This window comes from Brevundimonas vesicularis, from assembly GCF_014204545.1.
Classification (GTDB): Bacteria; Pseudomonadota; Alphaproteobacteria; order Caulobacterales; family Caulobacteraceae; genus Brevundimonas; species Brevundimonas vesicularis_B.
In genome coordinates this window covers 1,053,304-1,069,157 of the sequence record NZ_JACHLJ010000001.1, presented here as the reverse complement: position 1 = coordinate 1,069,157, position 15,854 = coordinate 1,053,304, and the positions used below count along the sequence as shown (strand labels likewise).

Below are 15,854 nucleotides of genomic sequence, written 5' to 3'. Positions count from 1 at the left end.
TTTAATTCTTAGCCGATCAAGGACTTACTTGATCTTGCCTTCCTTGAACTCGACGTGCTTGCGCACGACGGGGTCGTACTTCTTGACGACCATTTTCTCGGTCATGGTGCGGGCGTTCTTCTTGGTGACATAGAAGAAGCCTGTGTCGGCCGTGGAGTTCAGGCGGATCTTGATGGAAGCCGGTTTGGCCATCGGAATTACCTCTGCGACGGCGAAAGCCGCTTAAAATAAGAGGCGCGGAACATACTCAGGATCGCCCCAAAGTCAACGGGCGCGATGCCACGTTGATGAGGCGAAACGCACATATAGTGTGACCGCATGAAAATCGCATCCCTGCTTGCCGCCGCGGCCCTGATGTCCTTGTCGTGCGTCGGCGTCGTAACGGCCGATCCGGCTCAGTCCCAGGGCGATTTCCTGGCGCGGTTGAACGCCCTGTGCGGGCAACGATTCGAAGGCCGGGTCGTCACCACCGACGCCGCTGACGTCAGGTTCGCCAGCGAGCGGCTGGTCATGCAGGTCCGCGACTGTTCGGCGGACGAGGTGCGCATTCCCTTCGCTGTGGGCGAGGACCGCTCGCGCACCTGGGTCGTGACCAAGACCGAGGCCGGCCTGCGGCTGAAGCACGATCACCGGCACGAGGACGGCACGACCGACGTCCTGCACTGGTACGGCGGCGACACGGCCGGCGCGGGCACGGCCGAGCGGCAGGCGTTCCCGGTCGACGCCGAATCGATCGCCCTGTTCAACGCCAATGACGCAGCGGTCTCGACCACCAATGTCTGGGCGATAGAGGTCCATCCCGACCGGATGTTCGCCTACGAGCTGCGTCGTCCCAACCGGCATTTCCGCGTGGAGTTCGACCTGACCAAGCCGATCGCCGACTAGGTTAGATGGCGCGCCAGGCCCGGATCGGCCGCACGGTGGCGCAGGCGGGGCTGCCGTCCTTGGCGCGGCCGGGCAAAACGACTTCCAGCACCTCGCCCTGGCGCGCCTGGGCCAGCAGATCGGCGGGAATGTCGTGGACGTCGATCTTGGCGCGTCGGCTCCATTCGCTGGCGTGCTGGCCTGCTGACGTGCCGATCGCGATATAGACGAACCGCCGCGTTGCGCCCTCGCGCCGCACGAAGGGGCCGGTCAGGCGGCCATCCTCGGACAGGGTGACGGGCGCGTCGAAGCTGATCAGGCCTTCGGCGGCGATGCGCGGCTCGACCGGCATGTTCGCCTTGCCTGCAGGCTGTAGGCGACGCCCGCGACCGGATCGGCGATCGTCAGGCGCAGGGTGATCGTCATTCCGGCCATGTCAGTCCCTGTGTTCGACCATGTGCCGACCCCGCACCATCCGCACGAAGGGCAGGGGGCGGTTCGGGTGTTCCAACCTCTCGGCCAACTCCCCCAGCACGAAACGTGTGATGGCCGGCAGGTCCAGGCTGCGCGCCTCGTCCAGCGGCAGCCAGGCGATCTCGTCCAGTTCGCCAGAGCCAGCGGTCGGCTCCGGGCTCAGCAGGGCCTCGGCCGGGGCCATGAAGAACCGGGCGTCGAACCTTCGCGTGCGACCCGGCGGCGTGATGGCGCGGGCGATGTAGGACAGGACCGACAGATCGGGCAGGGCGCCCGCTTTCCGATACTCACGCCACGGGCCGGCGACGGAGGCGTGGGGAGCCGGCCGCCCCAGGATCAGCCCGGTCTCCTCGAACGTCTCGCGCACAGCCGTCAGCGCCAGGGCCCGCGCACGCCGAGCGGGCAGTTCGGCTTCCAATCGCCGCGCAACCTCGCCCGACAACTCGCCTGTCGCGGCGGCGGTGAAGTCGCTGCGATCAATCCGCCCGCCCGGAAACACCCATTTCGACGCCATGAACACATGCCCCGGCGCGCGACGGCCCATCAGCACCTTGGGCTGATCGCCGCCGCGCGTCAGGATCAGCGTCGCCGCATCCTTCGGCCGCTGAGCCTCGCCGACACGCGGGGCGTCGGCCAGATCCTGAGCGGCGTCGAAAGGGGTCACTTGCGCTTGCCCTTCCTCACGCCCTTCAGGCCGCCGGAGGGTTTGGAGCCGTTGCGGGGCTTGGGGCCGCCGGGCCGGTTCTTGCCGCGCATCGGCGGGCCGTCGCCGCCGCGTCCGCGAATGCCATAGCGGGGCGCGGGGGCGTTGGGATCGCGAGGTTCGGGCTCGCTGAGCATTTCGAACACCAGGCCCCCGGTGACGGGGGTCGCCTCGCGCAGCTTGACCTCGACCATGCGGCCCAGGGTGAAGCGTTTGCCGGTGCGTTCGCCGACCAGGGCGTGGGCGCGATCGTCATGGGTGAAATATTCGCTGCCGAGCGTGGAGACGGGCACCAGGCCGTCCGCGCCCGTGTCCTCCAGACGAATGAACAGGCCGAACCGCGTCACCCCGGTGATCCGCCCGGCGAAGGTCGCACCGACGTGCTCCTCCAGATAGGCGGCGATGTAGCGATCCATGGCGTCGCGCTCGGCGGCCATCGACCGGCGCTCGGTCATGGTCACGCCCTCTGCGATGGCGGGCAGTTCGGCGATCTCGCGATCCGTCAGGCCGTCCTTGCCTAGGCCTAGCGCCCGGATCAGTCCGCGGTGGACGATCAGGTCGGAATAGCGCCGGATCGGCGAGGTGAAGTGGGCATAGCGATCCAGGTTCAGGCCGAAGTGGCCGATATTCTCAGGGCTGTAGATCGCCTGCATCTGGCTGCGCAGGACCACCTCGTTGACCACATCGGCGTGTTCGGTGTCGCGCGTCTCGTCCAGCAGCTTGTTGAACCGCTTGGTCGTGCCGGGCTCGCCCTTGTTCCAGGGCTTGCCGATGGTCGACAGGAAGTCGGCCAGGTTGAAGATCTTCTCCTGGCTGGGCGTGTCGTGGACGCGGTAGATCAGCGGTGTCTTCTTCTGCTCCAGCGTTTCAGCGGCGCAGACGTTGGCCTGGATCATCATCTCTTCGATCAGCCGGTGCGCCTCTAGCGACGCACGTTTCTCGATAGACGCGATGCCGCCATCTGGCGCCATGCGGATGCGGCGTTCGGCCGATTCGATCTGCAGCGGACTGCGCTTCAGCCGGCCCTTCAGCATGGCGTGATAGGCGTTCCACAGCGGATAGAGGATCGCCTCCATGATCGGGCCGGTCGTGTCGTCAGCTTGCCCATCGATGGCGGCCTGCGCCTGTTCATAGCTGAGCTTGGCGTGCGACCGCATCAAACCGCGCACGAACCTGTGCCCGGTCTTTCGGCCTTCCTTGTCGAAGACCATCCGCACGGCGAGACAGGCGCGGTTCTCACCCTCCTTCAGGCTGCACAGACCGTTCGACAGCACCTCAGGCAGCATCGGCTCGACGCGATCGGGGAAATAGGTCGAGTTGCCCTTGTCGCGCGCCCCTCGGTCCAACTGGCTGCCGGGGCGGACGTAGGCGGCGACATCGGCGATGGCGACCCAGACGATCCAGCCGCCCTCATTCTTCGGATCCTCGTCGCGCGCCGCATAGACGGCGTCGTCGTGGTCGCGCGCATCGGCGGGGTCGATGGTGATGAAGGGGACCTCGCGCAGGTCCTCGCGGCCCTTCAGGGTCGGCAGGGCCTGATCCTCGGCCTCGCGTTCGACCGCTTCGGAGAAGCCGGTCGGGACGCCGTGGGCATGGATGGCGATCAGGGAGGCGGCGCGGGGATCATCCTCCTTGCCGATATGCTCCAGGATCTTGCCGCGCTTGGGGCCATAGCGCTGGTCGCCCTTTTCAACGGCGGCCAGAACAAGGTCGCCGTCGCGCAGATCGCCGGATTGGGCCTGGGGCACCAGCAGCACGTCCTTGGAGCGGCGATCGACCGGCTCGACGCGGGTTTCGCGGGCCGACTTGCGGATCACGCCCAGAACCCGGTTGGAGCCGACATCCAGCTTCTTGATCAGCCGGGCTTCCCAACCCTCGGCGCCGCGCTGGAACTTCACCAGCACGCGGTCGCCCAGGCCAGGGGCGGCCTTTGACTTGTCGGGCATCAGAATGGCGCGCGGGGCGTCGGGACTGGCCTCGACCAGGCGCACATACAGTTCGCCGTCGCCGTCGCGTTCGATCACATCGGCGACGCCGACGGGGGGCAGGGCGCCGGCTTCGGAAAAGCCCTTGCGACCGCGTTTGCCCAGTCGCCCTTCGGCTTCCAGCTCGCGGATCATTTCGCGCAGGGCCCGGCGGTCGCCGCCTTTGAGCCCGAAATGGCGCGCGATGTCGGTCTTCTCGGCCGATCCGGCCTCGCGCAGGAAGGCGACGAGGGTGTCTTTGTCGGGGAGACCGGCGGGCGGCCTATTGGATGATTTGGTCATTATGTCTTTCGTAGCGCGGAACCGCGCCCTTGAGTAAATCTTGAGGGGTCAAATCTTGCGTGAGTTGACCAGGTGAAGGCGGGGCTTCAGCTTCCGCCCGCCCCGAATGGAGTTTTCGATGTCCCTGACCGCCCCCGCCCTGAGCGCGACCGTCTCGTCGCCGCTGGATCTGATCGGCAAGACGCCGATGGTGGAGGTGACGAAGATCGACACCGGCCCGTGCCGCCTGCTGCTGAAGCTGGAGTCCCAGAACCCCGGCGGTTCGATCAAGGACCGGATCGCCATCTCAATGCTGGACGCCGCCGAGCGCGAAGGCTTCTTGAAGAAAGGCGGCACCATCGTGGAGGCGACGGCGGGCAACACCGGCCTGGCGCTGACGCTGGTCGGTCGGGCCCGGGGATATAAGGTGCTTCTGGTTATCCCGGACAAGATGTCCAAGGAAAAGATCCAGCATCTCAGGGCGATGGGCGCCGATGTTCGTTTGACGCGTTCGGACGTGCCGCACGGCCATCCGGAATATTACACCGACATGGCCGAGCGTCTGGCCCAGGGCATTCCCGGCGGCTTCTACGTCAACCAGTTCGCCAATGCCGCCAACGCCGAGGCCCATGTGAAGACGACGGGTCCGGAAATCTGGGAGCAGACGGGTGGCGATATCGACGCCTTCGTCGCCGGCATCGGCTCGGGCGGCACCATCACCGGCACGGCGCAGTTTCTGAAGAGCGTGGGCTCGAAGGCCCAGATCATCCTGGCCGATCCGGTCGGCTCGACCCTGGCCGGCATCGTCAACGACGGAGTGCCGGGGCCGGAAGGCAGCTACACCGTCGAGGGAATCGGCCAGAACTTCGTGCCCGACACAGCGGACATGAGCCTGATCGACAAGGCCTATTCGATCCCCGACGCCGAGGCGATCGCCACGGCGCGCGAACTGCTGCTGAAGGAAGGCATCCTGGCCGGTTCGTCGTCCGGCACCCTGATCGCCTCGGCGCTGCGCTGGTGCCGCGAGCAGACGGAAGCCAAGACCTGCGTCACCTTCGTCTGCGACACCGGGGCCAAGTACCTGTCCAAGGTCTACAACGACGCCTGGCTGGCGGATCAGGGTCTGGGCGAGCGCGAGCTGCACGGCGACCTGTCGGACCTGATCAACCGCAAATACGAGAAGGGCGACGTCGTCGTCGCCGGGCCGGGCGATACGCTGGACACCGCCTTCAAGCGGATGAAGGGCGCCGACGTATCGCAGCTGCCGATCATCGAAGACGGCCGGCTGGTCGGGATCCTGGACGAAAGCGACCTGATCCGCATCATGAACACCGACGAAATCACGCGGAAGGAGCGGTTCGCCAAGCCGGTGGCCTCGGCCATGACCCGCGATCTGGACACGCTTCAGGTCAATGAGCCTCTGGACGCCCTGATCCCCGTCTTCGACCGCGACCGCGTGGCCATCGTGTTGGACGGCGAGAAGTTCGTCGGCCTGATCACCCGCACCGACCTGATCAACCACCTCAGCCTGAACCGGTAAGAACCATGGCCGACAAGAAGAACAGCCAAGGGTTTTCCACCCGCGCCATCCATGCCGGTCAACATCCCGACCCGACGACGGGTGCGGTGATGACGCCGATCTACGCCACCTCGACCTATGCCCAGGAAAGTCCGGGCGTGAACAAAGGATACGAGTATGCGCGGGGCAAGAACCCGACGCGCGAGGCGTTCGAGGCCTGTATCGCGGACTTGGAGGGCGGCACGCACGGGTTCGGTTTCGGCTCGGGCATGGCGGCGACATCCACGGCGCTGGAACTGCTGGACGCCGGCGATCATGTGGTCACGGGCGATGACCTGTACGGCGGCTCGTGGCGGCTGTTCGAGCGGGTGCGCAGGCGGACCATGGGGCTGGACTTCGCCTATGTGGACCTGAGTGACATTGCGGCGGTCGAAGCGGCGATCACGCCCAAGACCAAGATGCTGTGGGTCGAGACGCCCACCAATCCGCTGATGAAGCTGGCTGACATCGCGGCCCTGTCGAAGGTGGCCAAGGCGCATGGTCTGCTGCTGGTCGTGGACAACACCTTCGCCACCCCATTCTGCCAGCAACCGCTGAGCCTGGGGGCGGATGTGGTGATGCACTCGGCGACCAAATACCTGAACGGCCATTCGGACATCATCGGCGGGGTGCTGGTGACGGCCGACGCCGACCTGGCGACGCGGATCAAGTTCCTGCAGAACTCGGTCGGCGGGATCATGGGGCCGTTCGACGCCTTCCTGGCCAACCGGGGGCTGAAGACTCTGGCGCTGAGGATGAAGGCGCACTGCGAGAACGCGCTGACCATTGCGCGCTGGCTCGAGACGCGCGCGGGGATCGCAAAGGTGATCTATCCCGGCCTGATCGCCCACCCGCAGCATGAGTTGGCCGCGCGCCAGATGCACGGCGGCTTTGGGGGGATGGTGACGGTGATCCTGGAGGGCGATCTGGAGCGCACCAAGCGCGTGCTGGAGCGGGTTCAGGTCTTCACCCTGGCGGAATCGCTAGGCGGGGTTGAAAGCCTGGTGAACCACCCGGCCATCATGACCCACGCCAGCGTGCCCAAGGAGGTGCGCGAGGCGGGCGGCGTGACCGACAACCTGATCCGTCTGTCGGTCGGGGTCGAGAATGTCGAGGACCTGATCGCAGATCTGGATCAGGCCCTGGGCTGATCTCAGCTGGAAGGAAGGGCTGTCTGGTGGCCGGTGACCGGCGGCAGCTTCTTCTTGGGGGCGGCGCGCTTGATCGGGGCCTTTGCGGGCTTGGGCAGGGCCGCGCGGCGGGCCATTTCGGTGTCGATGACCGGGATGATGTCGCTGGCGGCCATGACCTGGGTCGAGGCGCCGTGTTCGACCAGGCGGGCGGCGTTGGCGCGCAGCGTCGTCAGGTCGGCGTCGGTCATCGCGGGGATCATGTCGGCGAGCGGGGTCATGTCGGCATCCGTGTGCAGAAGCCTCAGGGCTGGCGCGACAGGCGCCAGCCCTTCAGCTGATTGAAGGCGATTTCCACCGTCACGCGGTCGCCCAGCAGCGAGACGCCCGTCTGGGCGCCCAGCGAGGGCAGGACCGTGATCAGGTGGCCGTTGTCCAGGCGAACACGACGGCCGCCGAGCGGCATCAGTTTGATGACCTCGCCGTCGAAGGCGATCACGCCGGCCCTGGTCGGGGCCGGCTCGTTCGTGTTGGACGCTTGGAGCGTGTCCTACTCCGCCGCCGTAAGGCGACCGGCGGACTCTTTGCCGGAGCGCGAATCGCGCTCGATTTCGTAGGAAATCTTCTGGCCTTCGTTCAGCGAGCCGACGCTCGAAGTTTCGACGGCCGAGGCGTGGACGAAGACGTCCTTGCCGCCGTCATCGGGCGCGATGAAGCCATAGCCTTTGGTGGGGTTGTACCATTTTACAGTGCCGGTAGCCATTTGGAGACCTCCGTCTGGCGTTGACCGCAGGGAGGGATCCCTGGTCGGCCTGTCGGGTCTGAATGGGATCGGCTTTTGGACCTCGGTGCGTGATGCAAAGGGAGCAGCGGCGTTACGCAGAGAGATCGACCAGACCTAGATGGGCGCCCGACAACCGTTACGCAAGGGGCTGGCGATCAGAAGGCGTAGGCGACCTTGGCGACCAGGGCGTCCTCATATTGTTCGCCGAAGGTGTGGGCGTCGGTGTCGTAGTAGCGCAGGTCGAGCTCAAGGGCGTCGGTCAGGGCGTAGGTCACGCCGGCGTTCCAGCCGGTGTAATCGGGGGCGCCGTTCTGTTCGCGACGACCGATGGCGACCATGCCGTTCAGCTGGGGCGTGAAGTCCCAGCCCAAGCGGCCCTCGACCCAGGTGAAGCTGTCGGTCGAGCCGGCGGCGTCGGGCGAATACTGGACCTGCAGTCGCGCCCTGGCCGGGCCGATCGAGCGGCTGGCGTTGCCGGTGATCTCCCAGGCGTCCTGATCATAGCCGGCTTCGGCGTCGAGGCGGTTCTTGTAGGCGACGTTGAAATCGAACCGATAGCCGAAGGCTTCAGGCTGATAGCCGACCACGAACTCGGCCTCGACGTTGGAGCCGCCGGCCTGGATCGTCTGGAAGCCGGGGCCGACGTAGAACAGGCCGTCCGCGCTTTCCCAGGTCGCCGAGCCGAAGGCGTAGCCGTCGTTGCCGGACTTGGACGCATCCTTGGAGCGGTTGTCCGTGCCCGCGCCCAGTTCGAAGGACCAGGCGTCGCGCGCGGCAGGCGCCGACTGGGCGGAGGCCGGCAAGGCGACGGCGAGCGCGGCGGCGGAAAGGGCGGCGAGGACGGTCGTGCGGATCATGGCGGCTCCAACGCGCGAGATGCGGATTGGCGCCGCCTTTAGCGCGCTCCGGCCTTGATGGCGAATTCATCCGTGGCCTGAGCGAACTCTTGTCGCAGGCGCGCGACCAGTTCGGCGGTCGGCAGCACGTCGTGGATCGCGCCCGCACCCTGGCCGGCGGACCAGACGGTCTTCCAGGCCTTGGCCTCGTCGCCCATGTCCAGCTTGTGCTCTGGCAGGGTCTTCGGATCGATGCCGTTCTCGATCAGCGACTTGCTCATGAAGTTGGCGGGGATGCCGGATACGGCGGGCGTATGGACGATGTCGGTCGCGCCGCTGTCGATGACCATCTGCTTGTAGGCCGGCGCCGCCATCGCCTCGGTCGTGTTGATGAAGCGCGTGCCCATATAGGCGAAGTCGGCGCCCAGCATCAGGGCGGCCGCCACATCCTGACCCGTCGAGAGCGCGCCCGACAGGATGATGGTCCCCTTGAAGAAGCTGCGGACCTCATTGACCAGGGCGAACGGGTTGATGATGCCCGCATGGCCGCCCGCGCCGTTGGCGACCAGGATCAGACCATCGACGCCCGCCTCGGCCGCCTTTCGCGCATGGCGAATGTTGGCGATGTCATGGAAGACCTGACCGCCGTAGCCATGGACCGCGTCGACCACGTCGCGCACGGCGCCCAAGGAGGTGATGATCAGCGGCACCTTCTCCTCGACCGACACCATCATGTCGGCCATCAGCCGGGGGTTGGTCAGGTGGACGATGTGGTTGACACCGAAAGCCGCGGCCTCGGGCTTCAGCCGGCCTTTGATTTCATGAATCCAGTCGCGATAGCCCTCGGTCGTGCGCTGGTTCAGCGACGGGAAGGTGCCGATCACGCCCGCATTGCAGGCCTCGACCACCAGATCCGGTCCGGACACCAGGAACATCGGCGCCGAAATGATCGGCAGGATCAGACCTTTTTGCAGCGAAGCGGGAATGGCCACGGACGTCTCCTTTGGTTTTCTTTCGCCACGCTTAGCGGGCTGTCGCCGGGGAAGGCAATCGCGGGGATTTCAGACGGTGGCGCGAAAAAATGAGTCTAATTCGTCTAATCTCGGGCCGGGGGCGGGGTGAAAGCGGGCAGGCGGCGATGGCGGGTGAAAACCGGCCATCATACGACAGTTTGGACAGAGGATCGGTCGATTGACGCTGCTCGGCGCGAAGGCGTTGAAAGCGTGGAGGAAGCCGTCCGGGACTGGGATGGCTGGGGGATTCCAATGCGGCCCCGGCGGGGGAGGATTTTCATACGTGTCGCAAGCGCCTAAATGCGCGGCATGACCCACTATACCGACAACCTCAGCCAGCTCGGCGCCCAGACCGCCGCACCGACCAGTCCCGAGACGGCGGTGCTGGAGCGGGTGCCGAACCCGCATGCGGATACGCTGTATCTGGCCCGGTTCACGGCGCCGGAATTCACCAGCCTGTGCCCGGTGACGGGCCAGCCGGACTTCGCCCACATCGTCATCGACTATGCGCCGGGCGACTGGCTGGTCGAGTCCAAGAGCCTGAAGCTGTATCTGACCAGTTTCCGCAATCACGGCGCCTTCCACGAGGACTGCACCGTCGCCATCGGCCGCAAGCTGGCCGACCTGCTTGAGCCCAAATGGCTGAGGATCGGCGGGTACTGGTATCCGCGCGGCGGCATCCCAATCGACGTTTTCTGGCAGACCGGCGCGCCGCCCGAGGGGCTGTGGCTGCCGGACCAGGGCGTGCCGACCTATCGCGGGCGGGGGTGACAGGCGTTTGACCTAGTTCGGGTAAGAAGCGCCTTCGTGTCTCCCATGCTCGGTTCTCCTGTCATACTCAGCACTGGCTGCGGACACGTCTGCGGCTACCTGAGCCGCTGCAGCCCTTCCGGCTTCGCAGGTCGGCGCCGAGCGCATGGCGGCCTGATACTGTTGGGCTCCGAGCTGTGCGATCCGGGCGTGATTGACCTCATGCATTTGCAGCGCTGAAAAATAGCGATCCCACGCCTGCTTGTCCTGGCGGCGAAGGCCTTCGCGATTCTGCAAATCCGGCATGACGATGGAGATATCGTGGTCAACCACGGCTGTCGTAGGATCGCATCTGCCGCCTGAAGACGCGAGGCGGAATGAATAGCGCCAGTTCGTCGTCGCATCGTGCCGACGTCCATTTACGCCAGGGCGGAGTTGGTTCATCTCCGCTCTGATTGCACGAGGGGACGTGGCCTGCAGCACATAACCGCGCAAGGTCGTGTTGGGAAACGCGGCTGCGTCAGGTGCAGCAAGCCGTAAACGTTCGGAGGCCTCAGGCGCCGGTGTCGTCGATTCTGCGGCCTGAATCGCTAACGCCGCCAGCATGCTCAAAATCATTCGTTGTCCCCCGAGATATCGAGGTCTTGACTACCAGACTGCAACGAGGACGCTAGTCCATACGCCTGCGCAGACGCGGCGGGCGGATTGTTTTTGACAAACGTGTGCGGCAGTCGCGTACTGGATCGCTATCGATCCGGAGCCGGTACATTGTGCCGTCATTGAGCGCCGTGCCAGCCTGGGTTCGACGACTTTGGCGCAGTCGGTCTCGCGGTGACGAGATGCTACCGGGCATACGCGCCCGCGTGGCGATCAGGCGCTTAGGGCGGTAGGCGCAGCCTGGTCAGGCCAGGCGATGGGCGAGAGGGCTTCCAGCGCCGGCTTCGCCAGCAGATAGCCTTGCATCAGATCGACGCCGAGATCGCGCAGGGCATCGTGTTCGGCCAGGGTTTCGATGCCTTCGCAGACCGGCTGGATGCCCAGGTCCCGAAGCATGTTCAACGTGTGGCGCACGATGGTGCGCTTGACCGTGTTGGTGTCGATGTCGCGCACCAGGGCCATGTCCAGCTTGACGATATCGGGCTGGAACAGGGTGAGCAGGCCCAGACCCGCGTAGCCGGCGCCGAAGTCGTCGATGGCGGTCTTGAACCCCATGGCGCGATAGGCGCGCAGGATGTTCAGAATGTGATCGGCGTCCATCGCCTCGCTCTCGGTAAACTCGAAGATGATCCGGTTCAGCGGGAAGTTGGTGCGCATCGCCGCCGCCAGGGTGGCGCGGATGCAGGCGCGCGGCTCATAGACCGCATTGGGCAGGAAGTTGATCGACAGGTGCGCGCCGTCTGCCGTCATATCCAGACCGGCCGCCAGGTCGATGGCGGTGGTCCGGCAGACCTGGTCGAAGGCGTAGCGATTGTCGGGTGAGACCTGCGACAGGACCTGGCCGGCGCCTTGGCCGTCCTTGCCCCGCACCAGGGCCTCGTAGGCGAAGACGGTCTGGTTCGCCACATCGACGATGGGCTGGAACGCCATGGTGATCGGCAGGTCGAACCCGGCCCCATCCTTACAGCCTGCGCAAGACATCAGCTTCTCCTACTGGCCGGCAAGTCTAAGGTGGTAGGCATTAAGGACTGATGTCGAACAAGAAATTCGCTCTACGTTCCTTTCGTGCGGTTAAAAGGCCGCAGCACGGAAGCGGTCCGCTCTTGAAGTTTCGCGCTGCGCCGTCACGGGTAATGCGATGAACCACGCACTTCCGCTCGAAGCCTGGGGCCGTCGTCTGATGACGCGGGCGGAGGCGTGGGCGGACGGGTCGTGGGCGCGGCGCCAGGCCTATGAGTTCCTTTGGTTCGGGCTGAAGCAGGGGTGGGCGTGTCTGTTCGGGGGGCTGATGCTGGCCCTGATCCTGGGGACGTTTCTGCTGTGGATGGAGGAGGCGCCGGTGTCTCGCTACGATTTCCTGGCGGCCGGGGCGGTGGTGATCCAGGCGGCGATGCTGATCTTCCGGCTGGAAAGCTGGGAAGAGGCGCGGGTGATCTTCCTGTTCCATGTGGCGGGGACGGTCATGGAGCTGTTCAAGACAGCGCACGGGTCATGGGTCTATCCCGAGGACAGTCTGCTGCGGATCGGGGCGGTGCCGCTGTTCTCGGGCTTCATGTATGCGGCCGTCGGCAGCTACATCGCGAGGGTGCAGCGCATCTTCCATATCCGGGTGCGCGGGTATCCGCCGCTTTGGACGACCTGGGTGCTGGCGGCGGCGATCTACGTCAACTTCTTCGCCCATCACTGGCTGCCGGATTTTCGAAAAGTCCTATTTGTGCTGACGATCCTCTTGTTCTGCCGAGGCTGGTTCTTCTTCACCGTCGATCGGATGCGATTGAAGATGCCGTTGCTGCTGGGCTTCGGCTTGGTGGCCCTGTTCATCTGGTTCGCCGAGAACCTGGGCACGCTGGGGCGGGCCTGGGTCTATCCGGGGCAGGCCGACGGGTGGGAGATGGTGTCCCTGGCCAAGCTGGGCAGCTGGTTCCTGCTGATGATCATCTCGGTGGTGTTGGTCTCGTTGGTGCACCGACCGGAAGAGGAGGTCAGCGGCCCTGTAGCGCCCCGCGCATGATGGCCGACTTGCGGCTCATGCGGGCCTTCACCAAGCGATAGACCACGGCAACGACCAGAATGGTTGCCGCGAGGGCGCCGATCAGCAGGGTGGGGCCGTGGGCCTCGCTGAGGACTTCCATCTTCGCCAGGCCCTGGGCGGCGAGATAGCCCGGCGCCAGCATGGCCAGCACCCAGACGATCCCGGATGTGACATTGCCGAACTGGAAGGCGCGCTGACGCATCCTGAGCATGCCCAGGGTCAGGGGCACGAAGGCGCGCAACGGACCGAAGAAGCGGCCGACGAAGATCGACATGACGCCGTAGCGACGGCAGTACAGGCGCGTCCAGGCGATGCGGCGACGGTGCGCCTTGAACATCGGGCGCTGAAGGAAGCGAACGCCCATTCGACGTCCGGCCCAGTAGGAGATGGCGTCGCCGATCACCGCGCCGATGACGCAGCCGACGATGACATTGACGGGGTCCAGCACGCCGGCCGCGATCAGGCCGCCCGCCGCGACCAGCAGGCCGGTGGCGGGCACGAAGGCGCCGACGACGGCCAGCGACTCGACGAACACGACCAGGCCCAGCATGACGCCGGCCCACATATGGTTGCGGGCGACGAAATCGCCCACGGCTTGCAACAGGGAATCCATACGAAGGCCTTGGGGGAGGAAGGCGGGGTCGGTCGAGGTCTAACCGACGTAGGGCGACCTTATGTCACCCGCTTACGGCAGGCGTGTGACCTTGGCGGTCAGGTCGGGACGCGGACGTTCCAGCGCGGGTTCGTTCAGCGTGCCGATGTGGATGAAGCCGGCGACGCTCTCGCCCTCGGTCAGGCCGAACAGGGCGACGCCTTGCGGGTCGTAGCTGTACCAGTCGGTGATCCAGCTGGACGAATAGCCGAAGCCGGAAGCGGCGTGTTCCAAGTTCATGCAGACGCCGCCCGCCGACAGCTGTTGCTCCCAGATCGGCTTGGATCCTTCGACCGGCGTCGAGATGACCAGGATGGTGACGGGCGCGGCGGTCAGCTTGGCCAGGACCGCCTGATCCTTGGCCGGGCCGTTTCGCAGTTCGACAAGCACGGCGAGGCGGGCGGCGATGTCGGCGCGCGATTGGGGGCCCAGGACGACGAACCGCCACGGGAACAGCTTGCCGTGGTCGGGCGTGCGGGCGCCCAGCGTCAGTATCTCGTCCAGTTCGGCCTCAGACGGGCCGGGCGCGACCAGGGCCTGGGCTGGGGCGGAGCGCCGCTGGGCCAGGCGGTCCCGGAAATCTTTCGACGGAACGGGCGGGGGCAGGGGTTCGTTGAGGGCGACCATGCCGTCTAGCTAGGCTTTCATCCGCGTCTTCGCCATAGGTGGCCCATGCGCAAATCCGACGAACCGAAATGGGCCGAGGGGCTGGCGAAACCGCCGGCGTGGCGCAGCGACGGAACCGAGACCGTGTTCGATAGCCCTTGGATGGCGCTGACCCGGCATCCGGCGACGGCGCCGACCGGGATGAAGGCCGACTATGCCGTCGCGCGGTTCAAGAACGTCGGGACCGGCGTCTTGCCCGTGCACGAGGACGGGACGGTGACCCTGGTGGGCCAGCAGCGCTTCGCCCACGCCAACTACAGCTGGGAAATGCCCGAAGGCGGCGCGCCGCTGGACGAGGATCCCTTCGACGGCATCCAGCGCGAACTGGCCGAAGAGGCGGGCTTGCAGGCCGAACATTGGCTGCCGGCGCTGAAGGTCGAGATGTCGAACTCCATCACCGACGAGATCGGCATGACCTGGATCGCCTGGGGCCTGTCGCCCGCGCCGACCGATCCCGATCCCACCGAGATCATCGCCGTGGTGCGCGTGCCGTTTGTCGATCTGTTGGGCGAGATCGGGCGGGGAACGGTGCGCGACAGCCTGACGGTGGCGACGGCCTACAAGGTCTATCATATGGCGATGAACGGCGAGCTGCCCGAGGCGCTGGCGCGCGCCTTGCTGGGGCGCGTATGATGTCGCCGAAGGAGCCGGTCATGGCCAAGCTGGAAGTCGTTGCGGAAACCGAAACGGACAGCGTGTGGCGTCAGCTGCGCGCCTCGGCCGAGGCGGCGTCGCGCGAGGAGCCGCAACTGGGCTCGCAGATGAATGCGGTGATCCTGTCGCATGACGACCTGGCGGGCGCGCTGAGCTTCCAGATCGCGCGCAAGCTGGCAGACGGCGAGATGAGCGCCATGTCGGTGCGCGAGGTTTGTCTGTCGGCGTTCAAGGCCAATCCGTCGATGGTCGGGGCGGCGGAGGCGGATCTGCAGGCTGTGGCCGAACGCGACCCGGCGATCCGCAACCTGTTGCAGCCCTTCCTGTATTTCAAAGGATTCCAAGCCTTGCAGGGTTGGCGCGTGGCCCACTGGCTGTGGGGACAGGGGCGCGAGACGCTGGCCTTCCACTTCCAGAGCCGGATTTCCGAACTGTTCCAGCTGGACATTCATCCGGCCGCACAGATGGGCAAGGGGCTGTTTCTGGATCACGGCACCGGAATCGTCATCGGCGAGACGGCGGTGGTCGGCGACGACGTGTCGATGCTGCATGGGGTGACCCTAGGCGGGACGGGCGCCGAGCGCGGCGACCGCCATCCCAAGATCGGCAAGGGCGTCCTGCTGGGCGCCGGGGCCAAGGTGCTGGGCAATATTCACGTCGGCGACTACGCCAAGGTGGCGTCCGGCTCGGTGGTGCTGAAGGCCGTGCCGTCCGGCTGCACCGTGGCGGGAGTGCCGGCCCGGCTGGTCAACTGCCCGACCAACGCCGAACCGGCCCGCACCATGGATCACACCCTGGCCGATGTGGTGTACGACTTCGTCATCTGAGCCGACGC

20 protein-coding genes are annotated in these 15,854 nt (G+C 66.0%); 7 read left to right on the top strand and 13 right to left on the bottom strand.

Annotated features, from left to right (window positions below):
* Positions 1–24: 24 nt before the first annotated feature.
* Positions 25–192, bottom strand: coding sequence for a 50S ribosomal protein L33 (rpmG, locus tag HNP47_RS05430; protein WP_003164451.1), 168 nt, complete (start codon positions 190–192; stop codon positions 25–27).
* A gap of 126 nt (positions 193–318) precedes the next feature.
* Between rpmG and HNP47_RS05425 the strand changes: the two genes are divergently transcribed.
* Entirely contained in the window at positions 319–885 is a 567-nt protein-coding gene (locus HNP47_RS05425) for a hypothetical protein (RefSeq protein WP_184278640.1), read from the top strand.
* A gap of 1 nt (position 886) precedes the next feature.
* Here HNP47_RS05425 and HNP47_RS05420 read toward each other — a convergent pair whose 3' ends face one another.
* From HNP47_RS05420 to rnr, 3 genes are all read right to left on the bottom strand, one after another.
* The gene (locus HNP47_RS05420; RefSeq protein ID WP_260394607.1) at positions 887–1,216 is read right to left on the bottom strand and encodes a DUF5990 family protein; all 330 of its coding nucleotides are present in this window, start codon (positions 1,214–1,216) and stop codon (positions 887–889) included.
* Between the two features lie 84 nt (positions 1,217–1,300).
* Positions 1,301–2,002 (bottom strand): NUDIX domain-containing protein, encoded by a 702-nt coding sequence (locus HNP47_RS05415; RefSeq protein ID WP_184278639.1) that lies wholly within the window; start codon positions 2,000–2,002, stop codon positions 1,301–1,303.
* Positions 1,999–4,308 carry a ribonuclease R gene (rnr, locus tag HNP47_RS05410; protein WP_184278638.1) on the bottom strand — a complete coding sequence of 770 codons (2,310 nt, stop codon included), beginning with the start codon at positions 4,306–4,308 and terminating at the stop codon, positions 1,999–2,001. The genes HNP47_RS05415 and rnr overlap by 4 nt, the downstream gene beginning before the upstream one ends.
* Positions 4,309–4,426: 118 nt before the next feature.
* Here rnr and HNP47_RS05405 point away from each other — a divergent pair, with 118 nt between their 5' ends.
* Both HNP47_RS05405 and HNP47_RS05400 read left to right on the top strand, forming a co-directional pair.
* On the top strand, positions 4,427–5,827 hold the full coding sequence (locus tag HNP47_RS05405; RefSeq protein ID WP_221414915.1) for a cystathionine beta-synthase: 1,401 nt from the start codon (positions 4,427–4,429) through the stop codon (positions 5,825–5,827).
* 5 nt (positions 5,828–5,832) lie between these two features.
* Entirely contained in the window at positions 5,833–6,996 is a 1,164-nt protein-coding gene (locus HNP47_RS05400; protein ID WP_184278636.1) for a cystathionine gamma-synthase, read from the top strand.
* Between the two features lie 2 nt (positions 6,997–6,998).
* Here the strand turns inward: HNP47_RS05400 and HNP47_RS05395 are convergent, their stop codons facing one another.
* From HNP47_RS05395 to HNP47_RS05375, 5 genes are all read right to left on the bottom strand, one after another.
* Positions 6,999–7,256, bottom strand: a complete 258-nt coding sequence (locus HNP47_RS05395) for a hypothetical protein (RefSeq protein ID WP_184278635.1) — start codon at positions 7,254–7,256, stop codon at positions 6,999–7,001.
* 23 nt (positions 7,257–7,279) lie between these two features.
* Positions 7,280–7,474 carry a hypothetical protein gene (locus tag HNP47_RS05390; protein ID WP_055754798.1) on the bottom strand — a complete coding sequence of 65 codons (195 nt, stop codon included), beginning with the start codon at positions 7,472–7,474 and terminating at the stop codon, positions 7,280–7,282.
* Positions 7,475–7,525: 51 nt separating this feature from the next.
* Positions 7,526–7,738, bottom strand: coding sequence for a cold-shock protein (locus HNP47_RS05385; protein ID WP_008260450.1), 213 nt, complete (start codon positions 7,736–7,738; stop codon positions 7,526–7,528).
* A gap of 176 nt (positions 7,739–7,914) precedes the next feature.
* Positions 7,915–8,616 carry a TorF family putative porin gene (locus HNP47_RS05380; RefSeq protein WP_184278634.1) on the bottom strand — a complete coding sequence of 234 codons (702 nt, stop codon included), beginning with the start codon at positions 8,614–8,616 and terminating at the stop codon, positions 7,915–7,917.
* A 38-nt stretch (positions 8,617–8,654) separates the two neighbouring features.
* Positions 8,655–9,587, bottom strand: coding sequence for a nitronate monooxygenase family protein (locus HNP47_RS05375; RefSeq protein ID WP_184278633.1), 933 nt, complete (start codon positions 9,585–9,587; stop codon positions 8,655–8,657).
* Positions 9,588–9,917: 330 nt separating this feature from the next.
* Between HNP47_RS05375 and queF the strand changes: the two genes are divergently transcribed.
* Positions 9,918–10,379, top strand: coding sequence for a preQ(1) synthase (gene queF / locus HNP47_RS05370; RefSeq protein WP_055805377.1), 462 nt, complete (start codon positions 9,918–9,920; stop codon positions 10,377–10,379).
* A 12-nt stretch (positions 10,380–10,391) separates the two neighbouring features.
* Here queF and HNP47_RS05365 read toward each other — a convergent pair whose 3' ends face one another.
* On the bottom strand, positions 10,392–10,976 hold the full coding sequence (locus tag HNP47_RS05365; protein WP_184278632.1) for a DUF922 domain-containing protein: 585 nt from the start codon (positions 10,974–10,976) through the stop codon (positions 10,392–10,394).
* Positions 10,977–11,228: 252 nt separating this feature from the next.
* Positions 11,229–11,996 (bottom strand): EAL domain-containing protein, encoded by a 768-nt coding sequence (locus tag HNP47_RS05360; protein WP_184278631.1) that lies wholly within the window; start codon positions 11,994–11,996, stop codon positions 11,229–11,231.
* A 157-nt stretch (positions 11,997–12,153) separates the two neighbouring features.
* Here HNP47_RS05360 and HNP47_RS05355 point away from each other — a divergent pair, with 157 nt between their 5' ends.
* On the top strand, positions 12,154–13,026 hold the full coding sequence (locus HNP47_RS05355) for a DUF817 domain-containing protein (RefSeq protein ID WP_409360140.1): 873 nt from the start codon (positions 12,154–12,156) through the stop codon (positions 13,024–13,026).
* On the opposite strand, the gene HNP47_RS05350 is transcribed toward HNP47_RS05355, so the two are convergent.
* Both HNP47_RS05350 and HNP47_RS05345 read right to left on the bottom strand, forming a co-directional pair.
* Positions 12,998–13,660 (bottom strand): DedA family protein, encoded by a 663-nt coding sequence (locus HNP47_RS05350; protein ID WP_184278630.1) that lies wholly within the window; start codon positions 13,658–13,660, stop codon positions 12,998–13,000. The two genes, HNP47_RS05355 and HNP47_RS05350, sit on opposite strands and share 29 nt — an antisense overlap.
* 72 nt (positions 13,661–13,732) lie before the next feature.
* Complete coding sequence (locus tag HNP47_RS05345) at positions 13,733–14,326, bottom strand: nitroreductase (RefSeq protein ID WP_184278629.1); 594 nt, start codon at positions 14,324–14,326, stop codon at positions 13,733–13,735.
* Positions 14,327–14,371: 45 nt separating this feature from the next.
* On the opposite strand from HNP47_RS05345, the gene HNP47_RS05340 reads away from it, so the two are divergent.
* Together HNP47_RS05340 and cysE are read left to right on the top strand one after the other, a co-directional pair.
* Positions 14,372–14,998: an NUDIX hydrolase gene (locus tag HNP47_RS05340; RefSeq protein ID WP_184278628.1), complete on the top strand. Its 627-nt coding sequence runs from the start codon at positions 14,372–14,374 to the stop codon at positions 14,996–14,998.
* 20 nt (positions 14,999–15,018) lie between these two features.
* On the top strand, positions 15,019–15,846 hold the full coding sequence (cysE, locus tag HNP47_RS05335) for a serine O-acetyltransferase (protein WP_184278627.1): 828 nt from the start codon (positions 15,019–15,021) through the stop codon (positions 15,844–15,846).
* Positions 15,847–15,854: the final 8 nt, after the last annotated feature.